This is a genomic window from Phycisphaerales bacterium (assembly GCA_040221175.1).
GTDB lineage: Bacteria > Planctomycetota > Phycisphaerae > Phycisphaerales > UBA1924 > JAHCJI01.
Genome location: JAVJVK010000019.1, coordinates 360,995 through 379,560, shown reverse-complemented (window position 1 = coordinate 379,560; position 18,566 = coordinate 360,995). Strand labels below are relative to the sequence as shown.

At 67.2% G+C, this 18,566-nt stretch carries 16 protein-coding genes; 8 read left to right on the top strand and 8 right to left on the bottom strand.

The annotated features are described in order from the left end of the window. Positions 1–19 precede the first annotated feature (19 nt). Positions 20–2,089, bottom strand: coding sequence for an elongation factor G (fusA, locus tag RIE32_13910; GenBank protein ID MEQ9097347.1), 2,070 nt, complete (start codon positions 2,087–2,089; stop codon positions 20–22). 347 nt (positions 2,090–2,436) lie between these two features. Here fusA and RIE32_13905 point away from each other — a divergent pair, with 347 nt between their 5' ends. From RIE32_13905 to RIE32_13895, 3 genes are read left to right on the top strand one after another with little or no spacing between them, the layout of a single operon-like run. Next, positions 2,437–3,753 carry a S8 family serine peptidase gene (locus tag RIE32_13905; protein ID MEQ9097346.1) on the top strand — a complete coding sequence of 439 codons (1,317 nt, stop codon included), beginning with the start codon at positions 2,437–2,439 and terminating at the stop codon, positions 3,751–3,753. Positions 3,754–3,789: 36 nt separating this feature from the next. Further along, complete coding sequence (gene gltX / locus RIE32_13900; GenBank protein MEQ9097345.1) at positions 3,790–5,505, top strand: glutamate--tRNA ligase; 1,716 nt, start codon at positions 3,790–3,792, stop codon at positions 5,503–5,505. A 16-nt stretch (positions 5,506–5,521) separates the two neighbouring features. Beyond that, the gene (locus RIE32_13895; protein MEQ9097344.1) at positions 5,522–5,818 is read left to right on the top strand and encodes a hypothetical protein; all 297 of its coding nucleotides are present in this window, start codon (positions 5,522–5,524) and stop codon (positions 5,816–5,818) included. A 535-nt stretch (positions 5,819–6,353) separates the two neighbouring features. Here RIE32_13895 and cysC read toward each other — a convergent pair. Then, positions 6,354–6,980: an adenylyl-sulfate kinase gene (cysC, locus tag RIE32_13890; protein ID MEQ9097343.1), complete on the bottom strand. Its 627-nt coding sequence runs from the start codon at positions 6,978–6,980 to the stop codon at positions 6,354–6,356. A 103-nt stretch (positions 6,981–7,083) separates the two neighbouring features. On the opposite strand from cysC, the gene RIE32_13885 reads away from it, so the two are divergent. After that, positions 7,084–8,265 (top strand): glycosyltransferase family 4 protein, encoded by a 1,182-nt coding sequence (locus RIE32_13885; GenBank protein MEQ9097342.1) that lies wholly within the window; start codon positions 7,084–7,086, stop codon positions 8,263–8,265. A gap of 138 nt (positions 8,266–8,403) precedes the next feature. Beyond that, positions 8,404–9,618, top strand: a complete 1,215-nt coding sequence (sat, locus tag RIE32_13880; protein ID MEQ9097341.1) for a sulfate adenylyltransferase — start codon at positions 8,404–8,406, stop codon at positions 9,616–9,618. 146 nt (positions 9,619–9,764) lie between these two features. Here the strand turns inward: sat and RIE32_13875 are convergent, their stop codons facing one another. From RIE32_13875 to RIE32_13855, 5 genes are all read right to left on the bottom strand, one after another. Then, entirely contained in the window at positions 9,765–9,977 is a 213-nt protein-coding gene (locus tag RIE32_13875; GenBank protein MEQ9097340.1) for a hypothetical protein, read from the bottom strand. Between the two features lie 121 nt (positions 9,978–10,098). Then, the gene (locus RIE32_13870) at positions 10,099–10,356 is read right to left on the bottom strand and encodes a hypothetical protein (protein MEQ9097339.1); all 258 of its coding nucleotides are present in this window, start codon (positions 10,354–10,356) and stop codon (positions 10,099–10,101) included. A 94-nt stretch (positions 10,357–10,450) separates the two neighbouring features. Next, on the bottom strand, positions 10,451–11,500 hold the full coding sequence (locus tag RIE32_13865) for an AAA family ATPase (protein ID MEQ9097338.1): 1,050 nt from the start codon (positions 11,498–11,500) through the stop codon (positions 10,451–10,453). Then, positions 11,491–11,868: a hypothetical protein gene (locus tag RIE32_13860; GenBank protein ID MEQ9097337.1), complete on the bottom strand. Its 378-nt coding sequence runs from the start codon at positions 11,866–11,868 to the stop codon at positions 11,491–11,493. The genes RIE32_13865 and RIE32_13860 overlap by 10 nt, the downstream gene beginning before the upstream one ends. A gap of 157 nt (positions 11,869–12,025) precedes the next feature. After that, complete coding sequence (locus RIE32_13855; GenBank protein MEQ9097336.1) at positions 12,026–12,859, bottom strand: hypothetical protein; 834 nt, start codon at positions 12,857–12,859, stop codon at positions 12,026–12,028. A gap of 55 nt (positions 12,860–12,914) precedes the next feature. Here RIE32_13855 and thiS point away from each other — a divergent pair, with 55 nt between their 5' ends. The 3 genes from thiS (at position 12,915) to rpiA (ending at position 15,514) form a co-directional block, all read left to right on the top strand. Further along, the gene (thiS, locus tag RIE32_13850) at positions 12,915–13,148 is read left to right on the top strand and encodes a sulfur carrier protein ThiS (protein MEQ9097335.1); all 234 of its coding nucleotides are present in this window, start codon (positions 12,915–12,917) and stop codon (positions 13,146–13,148) included. 67 nt (positions 13,149–13,215) lie between these two features. Beyond that, positions 13,216–14,751 (top strand): aldehyde dehydrogenase family protein, encoded by a 1,536-nt coding sequence (locus tag RIE32_13845; GenBank protein ID MEQ9097334.1) that lies wholly within the window; start codon positions 13,216–13,218, stop codon positions 14,749–14,751. Further along, positions 14,744–15,514 carry a ribose-5-phosphate isomerase RpiA gene (gene rpiA, locus RIE32_13840; GenBank protein ID MEQ9097333.1) on the top strand — a complete coding sequence of 257 codons (771 nt, stop codon included), beginning with the start codon at positions 14,744–14,746 and terminating at the stop codon, positions 15,512–15,514. Before RIE32_13845 ends, rpiA begins: the two co-directional genes overlap by 8 nt. Before the next feature lie 2 nt (positions 15,515–15,516). Here the strand turns inward: rpiA and RIE32_13835 are convergent, their stop codons facing one another. Then, positions 15,517–18,486 carry an FAD-linked oxidase C-terminal domain-containing protein gene (locus tag RIE32_13835; protein MEQ9097332.1) on the bottom strand — a complete coding sequence of 990 codons (2,970 nt, stop codon included), beginning with the start codon at positions 18,484–18,486 and terminating at the stop codon, positions 15,517–15,519. Positions 18,487–18,566 lie beyond the last annotated feature (80 nt).

Sequence of the window (18,566 nt, the reverse complement as noted above, 5' to 3'; positions counted from 1 at the left end):
AGGTGATGCTCGCTCTGATTCAGTCGTCGTCGGCGTGGGGGTCATACGCCGCGATGACTTCGGCCTGGACGTTCGGCGGCGTACGTTCGTCGTGGCTGTAGTCCATGACGTAGCTGCCAGCGCCGTGGGTCATGCTCTTGAGTTCGTTGGCGTAGTTCTGGAGCATGCCCAGGGGCGCCACGGCGCGAACGGTGCAGGTATCGCCGTCGACCATGGAGTCCTGCACTCGGCCGCGCTTGGTCGACAGGTCGCCGGTGATGTCGCCCATGTACTGGGCCGGGGCGGTGACCTCGACCTCGACGAACGGCTCGAGCAGCGCAGGCTTTGCCTTGCGACAGGCATCGACGAAGGCGCGCTTTCCGGCCTTGATGAAGGCCACTTCTTTGGAGTCGACGGCGTGGTACTTGCCGTCGTAGACCTCGACCTTCACGCCTTCCATGGGGTATCCGGCGATGGCGCCCTCGGTGAGCGCCTGGCGGATGCCCTTCTCGATCGCGGGCATGAACTGCTTGGGGATGGAGCCGCCCACGGTGGCGTTCACGAACTCGAAGTGCTCGCCGTGCTCGGCGGCTTCACCATTGAGGGGCGCCACGCGGAGATAGACCTCGCCGAACTCACCTGAGCCGCCCGACTGCTTCTTGTGGCGGTGGTGGCCCTCGGCGTTGGCGGTGACGGTTTCCTTGTAGGCGATCTTGGGCTGGTGGGTCTCGACCTCGATGCCGTACTGGCTCTTCATGCGTTCGAGCATGACGCGCAGGTGCATCTCGCCCAGCCCGCGCAGCACGGTCTCCTTGGTGGCGACGACGCGGTCCATGATGAAGCAGGGATCTTCGGCTTGCAACTTGGCGATGGCGGGGCCGAACTTGGATTCGTCCTTGTGGTTTGACAAGGCGACGGCCAGGCCGAACATGGGCTTGGGCAGCGGCAGCGGCCGCAGGCGGAGGTGTTCGTTGGCGTGGGCGTGCACGACGGTGTTGAACTCGATCTCGTCGATCTTGCTGACGGCGACGATCTCACCCGGGCCCGCCTCGGTGACGTCTACGTGATCCTTGCCCTGGAGGCGGAAGAGCGTGTTCACGCGGACGGGCTTGCGACCGTCGCCGAAGTACACCTCGTCCTTGACCTTCAGCGTGCCTTGGTGGATCTTCATGATGCCCAGCTTGCCCACGAACGGGTCGCTGGCGACCTTGAAGACGTGGGCCAGAAGCGGCTGGCTTGCGTCGGGCTTGGGCTCGAAGCTCTCGATGAGCTTGCCGTCGTCGTCGAGCTTCTCGAACGTGCGCGGGTTGGTCTCCAACGGGCTGGGGCACTGGCTCTCGATGAGGTCCAGCAGGGCATCGGCGCCCGCGCCGGTCTTGGCGCTCACGAAGCAGATGGGCACCAGGTGGGCTTCGCGCAGGGCCCTCTCGAAGGCATCGTGCACGGCCTTGCGGTCGAGCGAGGCGGCGCCGCCCTCGAGGTACTGGGTCATCAGGCCGTCTTCGACCTCCACGACCTGCTCGACGATCCTGGTGTGGGCCGTCTCGACGTCGCTGAAGAGCGTATCGCCGCTGGTGTCTTCGCCCAGCACGTCGACGACGCCCTCGCGGTCGGCCGCGGGCAGGTTGACGGGCACGCACACGTTGCCGAAGGTCTCGCGGATCTTGGCGATCAGTCCTTCGAGGTCGGCCTGTGCGTCGTCGATCTTGTTCACGATGATCATGCGCGGAATGTTGCGCTGCTCGGCGACGGACATGATGCGGCGCGTGCTGGTCTCGATTCCCTTGGCGGCATCGACGACCACGCCCACCAGGCCCGCGGCGGGCAGGCCGGCGATGGCCTGGCCAAAGAAGTCGGCCAGGCCGGGCGTATCGATGAGGGAGACAAGCGTGTCGTTGCGTTCGTAATGGGCCAGGCTGCTGGTCAGGCTGTGGCCATGCTTCTTGGCCTCGTCGGTCCAGTCGGTGACGGTGTTGCCGTCTTCGATCGAGCCCATGCGGTTGGTGGCGCCGGCGGCGTTGAGCAGTCGCTCGACGAGCAGGGTCTTGCCGGCGCCGGCGTGGCCGGCCAGGAGGAGGTTGCGGATCGTTGAAGGATTGCGAACAGCCATAGGGGCGCCTCCGTCGGATTGGGCGGCACGTCGCGGGTCCGTGCCCGTCGTTGCCGCCGAGCGGGTTGGCGTGGCCTGGCATGGGGCCTGGGGCGGCCCCGGGCCCACGAGCGGCCACGCTCCATCATACATGTGGGGCCAAGCCTGCGTTATGGCATGGTGAACCCGCGCCAACGAGGCGAAACCGCACCGGTTGTAACGGCGGATGGTTGGGTACGTAGACCCAAAAGACCGCCAGCCAGCCGTGCACGCCAGCGGAGCGCGGTATGCTGGCAGGTGGTGGGCGGCCGGGATGGCCCGCCCGGTTTCGCTCGTTTCCTGCCCATCGAAACTGTTAGGAGTTTGATATGCAGCCTGCCCGACTGACCGCCGCCGCGGCCGTGTTGTCCGTGTGTGGCCCTCTGGGCTCGACCGCCCAGGCCGATGAGACCGTGACCCCGATGGCCGACGTGCTCATCGAGTTCGTCAGCAACCCGACCCCCGCCGACGTGGCGCTGGTCGAGTCGCTTGGCGGCGTCGTACACCAGGTCTGGACGGTGGCGCCGGGCATGCACGCGAGCCTGCCCGCCGGGGCCGAGGCTCAGCTGCGTGCGCTCGATGCCCGTGTGGTGGGCGTGGAGCCCAACGGCATCGGCCAGTACACGACCGAGTATGACCAGGTGTGGGGCGTGCGCCGCGTTGGCTGCGAGAACACGCACACCGGCGGACAGCGGGGCACGGGCGTGGCCGTGGGCGTCATGGACTCGGGCCTGCGGCACACCCACGAAGACATCGCCGACAACTTCGTGTTCGGATACGACTTCTCGATCATGAGCGACGATTTCAGCGACCCGTTCAGCCACGGCACGCACGTCAGCGGCAGCGTCGCGGCGGTTGCCAATGGTTCGAACATCGTCGGCGTGGCGTCGGAAGCCGACCTGTACATGCTGAAGGTCGGCACGTTCGCACCGACGGCGTCGGGCGCCATCAACGCGCTGCAGTGGGCGCTGGACAACGGCATCCAGGTCACCAACAGCAGCTTCACGCTGGGCGATTCCTCGCTCGTTGAATCGGCGTATCAGAACACCTGGGACGCGGGCATCATCCACTTTGCGGCGTCGGGCAACGGCGGGGGCGCGCCCATCGGCGTGCCCGCACGCTACGACAGCGTGATCGCCGTGGGCGCCATCGACAGCCGCGATCGTCGTGCGAGCTTCTCGCAGGGTGGGACGAACCTCGAACTGGTGGCGCCGGGCGTGGACGTCTACTCCACGACCTCCAACCGCGATGACTCGTACGGCAACCTCGACGGCACGTCCATGGCCACGCCCCACGCCGTTGGCGTGGCGGCGTTGATCATCGGCGCTGGCATCCAGGACACCAACGGCAACGGGCGCATCAACGACGAGGTCCGCCAGTTCATGATCGATACGGCCATCGACCTGGGCAGCCCGGGCTGGGACGGCGACTTCGGCTATGGCCTGGTGAATGCCGAGGCGGCGCTGGACGTGCTGCCTCCGTGCGTGGCCGACTTCGACGGCGATGGCGACCTGACCATCTTCGACTTCCTGGCGTTCCAGACCGCGTTCGACCAGGGCGAGGCCCAGGCGGACATCAACGGCGACGGCGACTTCAACATCTTTGACTTCCTGGAGTTTCAGAACCTGTTCGCCACCGGCTGCTGATGCCCTGCGCGTGGTGGCGTCGCTAGCATCTGCACGATGAGCGACGCACACGCAGACGTATCGGCCGCCAACGGCCAGCCCGCCCCGGTCCATGGGGTGTACACGCGGTTCGCACCCTCGCCCACGGGGCACCTGCACGTGGGGGGAGCGCGAACCGCGTTGTTCTGTTGGGCCTTTGCCAAGGGCCACGACGGCACGTTCCTGTTGCGGGTGGAAGACACCGACCAGAAGCGATCCAGCGAGGCGGCGGTTGCCGGCATCCTCGAAGACCTGGCCTGGCTGGGCATCGCGTGGCAGGAAGGGCCCGCGTTTGAAGGGCTGGGCGGCGACCTTAGGGGCGTGGGGCCGTTCTTCCAGGCCGAGCGCGTGGACCAGTACAACGCGGCGCTGGCCGAGTTGCTCGAGCGGGGGCGGGCGTACCCGGCCTTCGAGACGGCCGAGGAACTCGAGGCCAAGCGCAAGGCGGCCCAAGACGCCAATCAGACGTATCGCTACGACCGGGCGGCGCTCGAGATTCCCGAAGAGGAACGCATGAGCCGGATGATGGCGGGCGAGCCGCACGTGGTGCGGTTCATGGCGCCCGACCATGACGTGGTGGTGGCCGACTCGGTGCTGGGCGAGGTTCGCTTTGCCGCGGGCGAGTTGGACGACTTCGTGATCCGCAAGGCCGACGGCTTCCCGACGTACCACTTCGCGGTGGTGGTCGACGACGAGGCCATGGGCGTCAGCCACGTGTTGCGTGGCCAGGAACACCTGCAGAACACGCCACGGCACGTGGCGCTACAGCAGGCGCTGGGCTATCGCACGCCGGTGTACGCGCACCTGCCGCTGATCTTCAACCCCGACAACAGCAAGATGAGCAAGCGGGACAAGGACAAGGCCGTCCGGGCGTTCTGTAAGGAACAGAAGATCGATGCGGCGCCCGAGGGCACGCTCGACGACGCGAGCTTCAAGGCGTGGATGGGCGACAAGCGGGCGCAGTTGCCGACCGATGACCTGATGCGGCTGGCCGGCGTCATCGGCTTCACGCCGCCGGAGATCGACGTGGAGGACTTCCGGCGCAGCGGGTACCTGCCGCACGTCCTGTGCAACTACCTTGCGCTGCTGGGCTGGAACCCGGGCGAGAAGAACGAGGACGGCACCGACGTCGAGCGATTCACGATGGGGTACCTGGTCGAGAAGTTCGACCTGCACCGCATCGGCAAGAGCGCGAGCAAGTTCGACCGCGAGAAGCTCATGGCCTTCAACGCCGACGAGATCCAGAACCGCATGAGCGACGAACAGTTCGCCGATGCGTGGCGGACCTGGCTGGAGCGGTACGACCAGGCGACGCTTGAGGCCCTGGGCGACAAGCTGACGATGGCGGCTGCCGCTGCGAGGCAGCGGACCCGGGTGCTGCGTGAGGCGGCGGGCGTGGTAGCGTTCGCGCTGCGGGACGACTTCGGGTACGACGAGAAGGCCGTCAACAAGGTGCTGCTGAAGAACGACGGCGAGGGACTGGCGGTGCTGCGTGAGTTGGCGCCGGTGCTCGAAGCGGTCGAGCCGTTCGAGGCCGAGGCGATCGAGGCGGCCATCAAGCAGTGGTGCGAGGGCAAGGGCCTTGGCATGGGCAAGGCGGCCCAACCGCTGCGCGTGGCGATGACGGGCGGGACGGTGAGCCCGGGGCTTGGGCAGACGCTGGAGCTTGTGGGCAAGGCGCAGGCGTTCGCTCGCATCGAGCGGTGCGTGTCGGCCCATGCTGTCAATAGCTAGCGAGAGGGGCGTGGGGATGGCCGAGCGGATCATGACGCTGCACCCGCAGGGCAAGGCGGGCGTCAACATCGAAAGGACCAAGTACGACGAGATGCGGCGGGCGCTGCTGAAGGTCATCCCGAAGGACGACGAGGGCGTGCTCTTCGGCGACCTGGGCGACCTGGTCGTCGACCATTTGAACGAAGACGCATACCCCAAGGGGCTCAGCGTCCTCTGGTACGTCACGACGGTGAAGCAGGACCTCGAAGCGCGCGGCCTGATCGAGCAGGTGCCCAAGGCCAAGCCGCAGCGCCTTCGGCGGATGAAGAATTGACCGGGTGGAGCACGCTCAGCAACAGTGGAACACAACATCTACTAGTCAGCGTGTCGATCCTTGGTTTCTGGCTCAACGCGTGTCTTGTCTTGATGCTGCACATAAGAGCATGCATCACAGCGGACTCGGTGACGCTTCGGGCCGGGATCGAGCCAGTCTGTTGAGTACTCAGTGATTTCTATGACTAGTGCGCTCCCGCAGACTGCACAGGGCTTGCCCGCCAACTCGAACGGGTTAGCTTCAACTCGAAGTTGGCATCCGGTACAACGTGACGGGGTGCCCAGCGCATCAATACGATCTGTTGAAATTGGCTTACCGCAATCCGTGCACGGAACTTTCGAGGGAACCTCCCAGTCTTGCACAACTGGGGTGCCACGCCATCCGCAAGCCACACAACAAAAACTTGGATAGCGTCTCGCATCATCCTCAAAGAAATAGCGAGGGTTGGCTACCACAATTCGACGATACTCCCTGCCCGAAAGCGTCTTAGAGTGATGGCACTCGGGACAGGTAAGCTTCGGCATGAGATTATGTCCTACCGGACGATGCCCTTGCTCTCCAGGAAGCTCAGCACTTCCTGCACGCAGTCGTCGATCGAGCGGCCGGCGGTCTTGAGGACCAGTTCGGCCTTGGGGGGGGCCTCGTAGGGGTCGTCGATGCCGGTGAAGCCCTTGATCTCGCCCGCGCGGGCCTTCTTGTAGAGGCCCTTGGGGTCGCGCTTCTCGCACTCTTCGAGGGGCGTGTCGACGAAGACCTCGAGGAAGGGCAGCTTGGCCTGGTCGTGCATCGCACGGCACAACTCGCGGTCCTTCACGTAGGGGCTGATGAAGCTGGTCAGGCTCACGACGCCAGCGTCGGCGAAGAGCTTGCTGACCTCGCCGATGCGGCGGATGTTCTCGGTGCGGTCTTCGGCGCTGAAGCCCAGGTTCTTGTTGAGGCCGTGGCGGACGTTGTCGCCGTCCAGGCGGTAGCTGTTGACGCCCTTCTTGACCAGGACCTGCTCGACGGCGCTGGCGATGGTGCTCTTGCCCGAGCCGCTCAGGCCGGTGAACCAGACCGTGGCGCCCTTTGCCTTGAGTGCGTTCCAGCGTTCGTCTCGGCTGAGGTCGCCCTCGTGCCAGTGGATGTTGGTCGCCTTGACCTTATCGGTGGTCTGGGTCATTCCGCCTCCTGTTTGGGTTCTGCATGGTCGCCGGGCCCGCATGGCCGGTCCAGCGGAGAGATCGTAGACGGGTTGGCTGCCGCGAACCGATAGCGTTGCCGCCATGAGCGTGCCCGCTTCGCCCGAGAACCAGCCCATCCGCGTGTGCTTCCAGCAGCCGGCGCTGCCGGCTTATCGCGTGCCCGTGTTCGCGGAGCTGGCCCAACGCCCGGGGATCTCGGTCGAGGTGCTCTTCAGCGACAAGGCCAAGCTGCCAAACGTAGCGGCCGAGGGCTTCGAGGCTCGCCAGGTGGCCGAGCGGACGCTGTTGAAGTGGCCCAGGAAGGTTCGGTGGGTGTCGGCTCAGATGGAAGCGGTCGATCCGGCACGCGCCGACGTGGCGGTGCTGGAGTACAACGCGGGGGCGCCCAGCCTGCTTCCGGCCATTGGGCGTGCGAAGAAGCATGGCGTGGGCGTGGTGCTGTGGGGGCACGGCTACTCGGTGCGAGACTCGGCGTGGTCTCGCCGGCTTCGCAACTGGATCGGTCGCAAGGCCGACGCCGTCGTGCTGTACAACCACCCGGCCCGGGAGCGCATGATCGAGGAAGGCTTCGATCCCAAGCGACTGTTCGTGGCGCTCAATGCGCTCGACCAGGGGGCCATCCAGGTCTCACGAGAGAAGTGGCTGGGCGATCCCGATCGGCTGGCGGCCTTCCAGCGAGAGCACGGGCTGGATCGCGGGCCGGTGGTGCTGTTCGTCTCGCGGCTGTATGCCCAGAACCGTCTCGAGTTGCTGCTGCACGCCGCGGCTGCGCTGACGGATACGCACCCGGATCTGGTGGTGGTGGTGGTGGGCGACGGCGATCAGCGCGAGCACCTGGCAGACTTGTCGCGGAAGCTGGGCATCGAGGAGCGGGTCCGCATGCCCGGGGCGATCTACGGCGAGGATGCGCTGGCTCCGTGGTTCCTCTCGGCCCGGGCCTTCGTGTATCCCGACTATATGGGGCTGAGCGCATTGCACGCTCTTGGGTATGGCCTGCCGGTGATCACCAGCCAGGACATGTCCCGCCATGGCCCCGAGGCAGCCACCGTGGAGCACGGCCGCAGCGGGTTGCTGGTCGACCTGGGCGAGCCCGGCTCGCTGGCGGGGGCGATCGCCCGGCTGGTGGACGACCCCGAGGCCGCCCGGCAGATGGGCGAGGCGGGGCGGCAGGTGGTGCTGGAGCGGTGCACCGTGGCCAACATGGTCGACGGGCACGAGGCGGCCATCCGCTTTGCCCATGCCCGGGCGCTGCGGCGGCGTTGAGGACACGTGAAAACCCGCTGATCTCGGCCCCCGGGCACCCGAACGGTTTGCTCCCAACCGGCGTGCGACATAACGTCCCCTTCCGGTTTGGCCAACCCTTCCAGCCCCAGGCCACGCCGGACCCCCAAGGAGGATGCGATGCCGGCGACGATGGCCCCCCAGACCACGAAGAAGTCCCTGATCGAGCCCCACGGCGGCACCCTGGTGGACCAGGTGGCCACCGGCGCCCGCCGCGATGAGCTGGTCAAGGAGGCCGAGGGCCTCACCCGAATCGACCTCTCGATGAAGCAGTCGTGCGACGTGGAGATGATCGGCACCGGGGCGTTCAGCCCGCTGACGGGGTTCATGGGCTCGGCCGACGTCAAGGGCGTCATCGAGGACATGAAGCTGGAGAGCGGCGTTCGCTGGCCGATCCCGATTACCTTGAGCGTTGACAAGGCCAAGGCCCCCAAGGAGGGCGAGCGCGTCGCGCTGTACGCCCCCAACGGCACGCTCCAGGCCGTCATGACCGTCGATGAGGTCTTCGCGCACGATCGCGAGGCTGAGGCGACGATCTTCTTCAACAAGCCGGGCGACGACGACGGGCAGCACCCCGGCGCCGAGGCGGTGAAGAAGGAGGGCGACACGTGCCTGGCCGGGCCGATCGAGGTGGTCACGGTGTGCGTCGACCCCGACGGCCCCGAGGCGTTCCTGGACAAGCGGCTGACGCCCGCGCAGACGCGTGAGGCCTTCGAGAAGAAGGGCTGGACGACCGTCAGCGCCTTCCAGACGCGCAACCCCATCCACCGCGCCCACGAGTACCTGTGCAAGTGCGCCCAGGAGATCACCGACGGCCTGCTCATCCACCCGCTGGTGGGCGAGACCAAGCCCGGCGACATCCCCGCCGACGTGCGGATGGAGTGCTACGAGGTGCTCGTGGACGAGTACTTCAACAAGGACCGCACGATGATCACGGTGATGCCCGCCGCGATGCGGTACGCCGGCCCGCGCGAGGCCATCCTGCACGCGCTGGTCCGCCAGAACTACGGCTGCTCGCACTTCATCGTCGGGCGAGACCACGCGGGCGTGGGCAACTACTACGGAACGTACGACGCGCAGACGCTCGTCGATCAGGTAACCACCGGCGCGGTCGGCGATCTGAAGATCACCCCGCTGAAGTTCGAGCATGCCGCGTGGAGCCACAAGGCCCAGGGCATGGTCAGCGGCAAGACCTTCCCCAAGATCGAGGGCGACCAGGTCTTCCTCAGCGGTACCAAGGTCCGCGACATGCTGGCCAATGGCGAGCGTCCGCCCAAGGAGTTCAGCCGGCCGGAGGTTGCCGACGTGCTGATCAAGTGGGCGACGAAGAAGTAGGACTGACGCCAACCCGACCCACCGAGGCCCGGGCGCACGCCCGGGTTTCTTGTTTCGATCCGTTTCGGACACCGGGCCACGCTGGTGTCGGACGTGGTCGGATCGGATCTGACTCTGGTTGACCTGTGCGTGCGTTCGCGCTGGCCCTACGCGCCCGTGAGCGCCAGGTACATCATGAACCCCAGCACGACCACGAGCAGGGCCAGCAGCCCCCAGAAGCTGGCCGCGCCGAGATGCCGACGGCACCATTGGCGACGCTCGGCCCTATCGGCAAAGACCCAGTGCGGGAGGCAGCCGCACTCGGGGCATCGCCACTCGTCGATCTTGCGCAGATCGTACTTGCACTTGGGGCACTTCACGGGTCAAGGGTAGGGGTCAGGATTCGTTTCGTGCACCGACCGACCCAGCTTCGGGCGGTGTCCGAATCGAATTCGAAGGCAGCCTCTGGCCACCATATTCTGATCGCCAAGGGGCACGGGCTCACCGCCCGCCGTACAGCAGGCGGAAGCCCTTCTTATGGCTGAGTTCGTCCGCGTTGACCTGCAGGTACGACATGGCCCAGATGATGGCCACCACCATCGCCAGGCCGCCCCAGAAGCCAACAACCCTCGCGATGCGGCGGCGTCGATGGCGACGCTCGGCCCGGTCGGCATAGACCACGTGCGGATGGCAACCACACTCGGGGCACAACGTATCGCCCAGGCCGCGCAGGTCGTACTTGCACTTGGGGCATCGCACGTGGTCATGCTAGGGAACCCGATTCGTTTCATATCCCGCCCGAGGCAGGGGTGGCCGAGATAGGAAACGAAACGCATCGCCACAGCCCGGGGGCTTACGCCATGCGCACGAACGTGTGCGGATCTCCGCGTACGCCCTTGCCGTGTCGTTCCCATCGCTCGTCATCGGTACCCTTCGCGAGAAGGCGCCGCAAGTGGATCTCGCTCGGCCGGCTCGCCTCGGGCCACGCCTCCAGCACCCCCTCGACCGTCATCCCCGGCGGCTCGCCGGGCAGCAGTCCCTCGATGATCTGCTGCATCCCCTCGCTCCGCAGCGTGCCGGGCTGGCCCAGCATGCGGTAGCCCTGGGGCGTCAGGTCCAGGACCATCTCGGGCGGCACTTCGGGGTAGCGGCCATACGCGGTCAGCTTGCGGCGCGTGTCGGCGGGGTCCTGGGGGTTGAAGCGGCGCAGCTCGACGATCGCGTCGACGAAGCCCGGCAGGGCGCCGCTGCCCCGGCTGGCCTGGGCCTGATCACCCTCGCCCTTGCGCGGGTGGTGGATGAGCAGCACGGCCGCCCCGGCGTTGTTGATGTTCCGCAGCGGCGCGAGCGCGTGCACCACCTCGCTCGCGTCGTTCTCGTTGTGCACGGGCCACAGGCTGGGCAGCGTGTCGAACACCACCAGCGCCAGCGAACGCTCTCGCACCGCGCCGGCGAGCTTGTCGATCAGGTCGATCCACTGCTGGTGGCTGGGCCTGGCGAACGACTCGCGTTGCAGCAGCAGGTTGGTCGAGCCCAGCGTGAGCGCATCGCGCCGCCGCGCCCACACGCCCGCGGGCTCTTCGCTCACGATCGCCACCGGATCGGTCATCGGCACGTCGACCAGGCCCGTGCCCAGCGGCAGATCGCGCAGCAGGTGCCCCAGCAGCGTGGTCTTGCCCGCCTTCCACAGCCCGGTCAGCAGCGTGACGCCGCCACGGGCGATGTAGCCCGGCCAGATCCAATCGGGCGACTCGCCGGGGCCAAGCTCGCCCAGGGACGTGAGCGTGAATTCGTTTCGTTTCTCGCCCGGGGGTGGGGTGGCCGAGAGAGGAAACGAATCGGCCTTGCTGGCGGGCTGCGAGGTCGAAGGCGCTACGCCGCCGTCATTGAGGTTCACGCGCATGCGGCCACCCCCGCCTCGACGAAGCGGGCCGCCAGCTCGCGCAGCAGCATGGCCGAGGGATCCCGCGGGAAGGTGCTGTCGCAGATGCCAAACACCCATGGCCACATGGCGCGGCGGTAGGTGTCCACGCTGGCGTTGACCAGGTAGTTCCGCAGGTGGTAGTCCATGATCCGGCCGGAGACTTCCTTGGCCAGCTCACGGTTGCGTTGCAGGACGATCACGTTGGCGTCGTCGCGTCGCAGGCACAGGGACGGGTTCGAGGGCATCTCGATCGTGCCGTCCCAGGTTCGCATGGCATCGCAGGCGGCGGCGAGCTGGGCTTGCAGGACGTTCGAGTGCACGGGCTGATCAGGAACTTGAAACTCCATCGCGGATACCTCACGTTCGAGGCGAGTGGTCCACGGGGGCTTTGGGCCCCGCACTCTTCCCGCGACGTCAGCGCAAGGCAAGAAACAAGCGACGCAGCGCCGCCACATAGCGCGCGCACGCGGTGATCAGGGCAAGATTTCTTTGTTCGCCGCGGCTTCAGCCCTCGCCCGAGCCGCGTTCTTCCAGCGCCTTGCCATAGGCGATCATCACCATGAAGGCTGTGGGCAGGGCGTACTCGCCCGCGGTGCTGGCGACGCTTTCGAGGTTCTTGTGCTCGCCGCGTTCGACCTCGTCGGCCAGGTCCTGCAGCACGTTGTGCACGCTGGCGACCAGCTCGCCCCAGATCTCGAACTCTTCCTCGCTCTGGGGCAGGAAGCGCCGCAGCGCGGGCTGGTCGAGCGGCAGCTTGAGGTACCACTGGCCCTCGTGCTCGACCAGGCTGAGCCCGACCACCGGCTTGCCCTGCCAGCTCAAGGCGACGATGTCGTCGGTAATGCGCATGGGCTGGAGCTTCTCGCCGTGGCGCTCGAGCCAGCCATAGGGGTCTGCCATGAGCTCACGCACGACGCTGTCGAGCCCCTGCCGCATGCGCCGCTCGTCGCGCATGGCCGCCGGCGCCCCGCGGGCCACCCCGCCCGAGGCGGTCAGCGCTCGCCCGATGATGCTGTTGATCTCCCCGGCCTCGGCCGCCTCGTCGGCCTGCCTGCGGATCTTCTCGACCTCCTGGGGGAACTCGCTGGCCACCGCCTCGCCCAGCCGTTGCAGCGCGCCCATCGTGCGGCCAAGGCGATCGATGACGAGCTTCTCGCCGTCGCTCTCGGTCCAGACCAGCTCGCTCAGCCGCCGGGCGTTGCCATCCAGCACCATCTGGCGAGCCGAATCGACCAGGGCCTCGGGGCTTTCCTGGCTGTAGTCCTGCTCGCAGCCGGCCAGCAGCGTGAGAACCGCCAGCAGCAGGATCACGACGCCGAAGAAACGGTACTGGCTCATACCAATACCGTACGCCGCGACGGCCCGGATCGTTGCCAACCGAGTACCATACCTCATGGCACAGGCGACCCCCTCCGGCACGAACACGATCACCCTGACGGTCAACGGCGAGCCGCGCGAAGCCCCGCAGGGCGCCACCATCGCGGGCCTGCTCGACCAACTGGGCCTGGCCCGCACGGCCTGCGCCGTGGAGGTCAACCGCGAGCTGGCGCCCAGGGCGACCCACGAGAGCCACACGCTTGCCGAAGGGGACGAGGTGGAGATCGTGACGCTGGTGGGGGGCGGGTGAGGGGCCAGTGCATTCGAAGGATCTGCGAAGAGCCTGAATCGGGGCGGGCTTTGCCTACAGTGCCCCGATGTCCCAGACGACGGCCGCCAATCCGCTCGAGAGCCTGCCCCTCGACAGCGACCCGCGCTTCGTTCCAGCCCAGCGCTGCGAGGCCGGCGACGCCTCGCAGGTCGTCAGCCTCAACCCCGCCACGGGCCAGCCGCTGGCGGGCGTTCGCCTCGACGGCGCGGCCCAGCTCGAAGAATCCATCGAGCGTGCGAGGGCGGCGTTCCTGAGGTGGCGCATGGTGCCCGCCCCCGAGCGGGGCGAGGTCGTCCGCCGCATCGGCCACGCCCTGCGAGAGCACAAGGACGCCCTGGGCGCCCTGGTCTCCATGGAGGTCGGCAAGATCCGGAGCGAGGGCCTGGGCGAAGTCCAAGAGACCATCGACATCGCCGACTATGCCACGGGCCTGTCGCGCATGCTGGGTGGCCGAACCATGCCCAGCGAGCGTGCCGACCACCGGCTCTTCGAGCAATGGCAGCCGCTCGGGCCCATCGGCGTCATCACCGCCTTTAACTTCCCCAACGCCGTGTGGGGCTGGAACGCCATGATCGCGGCCGTCTGCGGGGACACGGTGATCTGGAAGCCAAGCCTCATGGCCCCCTTGACCGCGATGGCGACCAACGCCATCGCCGACAAGGTCGCGACGGAGTTGGGCCACGAGGGCGTGTTCAACCTGGTCATCGGCAGCGACGAGACCGTGGCCAAGCCCATGACCGCCGACGCCCGCCTGCCGCTCATCAGCGCCACGGGGTCGACCGAGATGGGCCGGAAGGTCGGCCAGGTCGTCGCCGCCCGGCTGGGCAAGTGCCTGCTCGAGCTTGGCGGCAACAACGCGGTCATCGTCGAGCCCGACGCCGACCTTGACCTGGCCGTCCCCGCGCTGCTCTTTGCCGCTGTTGGGACCGCGGGGCAGCGCTGCACCACCACGCGTCGGCTCATTGCCCACGAAGCAATCGTCGAACCCTTGCTCGAGAAGCTCGTCGACGCCTACGAACGCGCGCCGATCGGCGACCCGATGGACGACAAGACGTTGGTCGGTCCGTTGATCACCGAGCAGGCGGGCGAGGCCTTCGACGCGGCGATCGACGAGGCGAAGAGCCAGGGCGGCACGGTGCTCGTCGGCGGCGAACGTGCCGACGTCTCGCTGGGCGGCTGCTTCGTCAGGCCCACGATTATCCGGGCCCCCGCGAATAACCAACTCGCCGTCGCCCAGCGGGAGACCTTCGGGCCCATCCTCTACGTGTTCACGTATCGCGACCTGGACCACGCCATCGCCCTGCACAACTCGACCGCCCACGGCCTGAGCAGCGCCATCATGACCAGCAGCGTGCGATCCAGCGAACGGTTCCTCTCGCCGGCCGGCAGCGACTGCGGCATCGCCAACGTCAACATCGGCACGAGCGGTGCCGAGATCGGTGGCGCATTCGGCGGAGAGAAGGACACCGGCGGCGGACGCGAAGCCGGCAGCGACAGCTGGAAGGCCTACATGCGACGACAGACCTGCACGATCAACTACGGCGCTTCGCTGCGCCTGGCCCAGGGGGTGCGCTTTGGCTGATGGAACCACGCCCACCAACCAGCCCACCGAAGCCGCCCGCCTGGCCGCCACGCAGAGCGAGAGCGACGCGCTCGCACGCGCCGCCGTCGCCGACATCCAGCCGGGCATGGTCGTGGGCCTGGGCACCGGTCGCACCGCACGCCGCGCCATCGCCGCCCTGGCCGGGCGCATCATCGCCGAGCAGTTGGACATCACCTGCGTGTCCACGAGCGAGGCCAGCAGCGCGTATGCGCTGGAGCTTGGCGTCAAGGTCCGCGAGTTCGCCACCATCGAGCACGTCGACTACCTCTTCGACGGAGCCGACGAGGTCGACCCCCAGCTACGCATGCTCAAGGGCGCGGGCGGGGCCATGACCCGCGAACGCCTGGTCGCCACCGCCGCCGCACGACGCGTGTACCTGGTCGAAGAAGAGAAGCTCGTCGATCACCTGGGCGAGCGCACGCCGCTGGCCATCGCCGTGATGGCGTTCGGCCTGGCCTCGATCCGCGCCAACCTGCGCACCCTGGGCCTCTCGGGCGTCCTCCGCCGAAGCATGGACGGTACCCTCTACGTCACCGACAACGGCAACCTCATCCTCGACGTGCAGCTCCACGGAGGCAGCAGCAACGACGACGGGCACAACTACGAGCGACTGGCCGCCGCCCTGAACAACACGCCGGGCGTCATCGAGCACGGCCTGTTCCTGACCGAGGCCACCGAGGTCCTGGTCCGCCGCGACGACGGCAGCATCGAACGCCTGCTGCGTCCGCCGATGGCCGAATAGGCCTACTCCGAACCGATGATCCGATCGAGCCACTCGGCTGGGTGCATTGCTTTCAAATTGGCGCCGTCGTGCATCTGGTGTCGGCAGCTCGTGCCCGACGCGAGCACGGCCTGGCCAGCCTCGTGCGCCTCACGTGCGTTGGGCAGTGCGCCCAGTTCGCCGATCTTCATCGACAGGTCGTAGCGGTCCCTGGTAAATCCGAACGAGCCTGCCATGCCGCAGCAGGTGACGTCGGCCGTGTGGACGGTCGCAAAACGTTCGAGCAGGCTGGTCGCGTTGCCGATGCCACGCAGGGCCTTCTCGTGGCAATGGCCGTGCAGGTAGACTTCGGGGCTGCCCGTGATCTCCGGGCGCGTCGGATGCTCGTCCCATCGATCCTCGAGGAATGATTCGAGTGCGTGCGTCCGAGTGGCCAGCGCCTTGCGCTCGGCCAGCGGAATGGAGCTCTTGAGCTGCACCCAGTCGTCGGTGATCGCCGAGAGGCAGCTTGGCTCCAACACGATGATGGGCGCACTCGCGTCGATGCCCACCAGCGTCGCGTAGGTCGCGGTGATCGTGCGGACCGCATCGTCGAGCAGGCCGGTCGAGATCATCGAGCGTCCGCAGCAACCCACGTCAACCAGCACCGGGTTGTAGCCGAAGGCCCCGAGCACGCGACCCGCCGCGAGTCCGATCCCAGGCTCGTTGTACATCGTAAAGCAATCACCGAAGACGAGCACCGTCGGGCGGTCGTCGTGCCCGCCGAGCCCCGCACGCTTCCACTGTCCCGTAAGCGATCGCGCGAAGCGGGGCAGGCTCCGCCGCTCGTCCAGGTTCAGCAGCTTCCCGGCCGCCCACTTGGCGAGACTGGTCTGGTTCACCGCATTGGCAAGGCCAGGCGTCAGCGATCCCAGCCGATTCAACGTCCGTACGTGCCCGAACACCGCCGCCTGCAGCGTGGGCCTGCCCTTGCTGGCAAAGCGCTGGGCCGTGTACTCTGCCTTCAACCGTGCGATATCGACGTTGCTTGGGCACTCGCTCTTGCACGCCTTGCAGCTCAGGCAGAGATTGAGCGTCTCGATCGTGCCCGGGTCGTTCCATGGGTCGTTTTCGCCCGATGGCAGTTGTCCCGTGGTTGCCAGGCGCAAGGCATTGCCTCGGCCCCGGGTGCTGTGCCGTTCGTCCAAGGTTGCCATGTAGCTTGGGCACATGACGCCGCCGCTCTTCTTGCGGCAAACGCCCGCGCCGTTGCACATCTCGACCGCGCCGCGGAAACCATGCTGATCTTCATAGTCAAAGTACGTCGCAACGGGCGGGACGTCTACGTTCTGGCCGTTGGGGCGGATGCGCGTGTGCTGCGTGATCGTCTCGATGGCCGTGGGGGCGCCCACGATGTTGCCCGGGTTCAGCAACCCCTTCGGGTCGAACGCCGCCTTGACCTCTGCGAACGCCGCCATCAATTCCGGCCCGTAGAAACGCTCCAGCAATGGCCCGCGAACGCGCCCGTCGCCGTGCTCGCCGCTCATCACGCCGCCCAGTTCCTTCGCCAGGTCGGCGATCGCAACGGAGATCGAGTGCAGCTTCGCTTCGTCCTGCGGATCGCGTGGATCGAGCATGGGCCGCACGTGCAGCACGCCCACCGACGCGTGAGCATAGAACGATGCGAACGTGCCGTGCTCCTCGACGATGGCCCGGAACCGCCGAACGAACTCGCCCAGCCGCTCGACCGGCACGGCATTGTCCTCGACGAAGGTCACGGGCTTGCGATTGCTGACGATGCCGTGCACGAGCGGCTCGCCCGCCTTGCGCAATGCCCAGGCAGCGGCCATGGCCCGCGGATCCTCGATGCGCTCGATGCCGACGCTCGGATCGCTCTCGCTTGCGACTCGCCGGCCCTCATCGAGCCGCTCGCAGAGATCATCGATTGATTGGGCGAAGTACTCGACGTAGAGCACGCCCCGCAGCGTGCCGGTGTCGGGCATCGGCATCGCCTCGGCCGATGCGCGGTGCGTTCGGTTCGCAAGGGCCAGGTCGATGATGACGTCGTCGACCAATTCGACGGCCGATGGCTTGGTCTCCAGCAATGGCTGGACCGCCTCGATCGCAGCGTCGAGGTCATTGAACCCGAGCAGCAGCAGGCCCTTGGCCTTGGGCAGCCGGTGCAGCACCAGATCGGCGCTGAGCGTCATCGCCAGCGTGCCCTCGCTGCCGCAGAGCAGCTTGGCGAGGTTGACCACGTCCAGCGGATCCACGCCCTCGCGCTCGGCCCGCTCGATGTCAGCGAGCACCACATCGAGCGCGTAGCCAGCGTTTCGCCGCAGGGTCTTCGGATATCGATCGCGGATCAGATCGCGATGGTCTCTCACGACATCAATCACGCGTGAGCCGATGCGCCTGGCAACCGGGTCACGCGAGCCGGCCTCGAATCGCACGACCGTGCCGTCGGCCAGGCATGCCTCGATCGCCTCGACGTTCTCGACCATCCGCCCATACAGCACCGATCGCGAGCCCGCGGCGTTGTTGCCGATGCTGCCGCCCACGTTGGCCTGGCGGGCCGTGGACGGGTCCGGAGCGAAAAAGAGCCCCGTTTCAGCAATGGCCGTGTTCAAATCATCGATCGTGATGCCCGGCTCCACGGTGCATCGCCGGGCTTGCGCGTCCACCGTCTTGATCGCCGTCATCCGGGCGCTCGTGTCGATGACCAACGCCCGGTTGACGCACTGGCCTGCCAGGCTCGTGCCCCCGCCGCGGGGCAGCATGGGCAGGCCGTGGTCGCTGGCCACCCGGGCCGCTTTCACCACATCGGCTGCGTTCGCGGGGATGACCACGCCCAGGGGCTCGACCTGGTAGCTCGACGCGTCGGTCGCGTACAGCATCCGTTCGTGGTAGGCATGGCGGACCTCGCCCTCTATGGCGTTGTGTAGGTCGGCCAGGATGTTCGCTGGCAGGGCGCCGTTGGCGGAGGAGACTTGTGGCAGGCTGATGGAAGGCATCCGTACAGGGTATGGGTCACGGGCGTGTCACAAGCCTCGATTCACTGGACGGGAACCCCGCCACCGGTCGATCCAAGTGT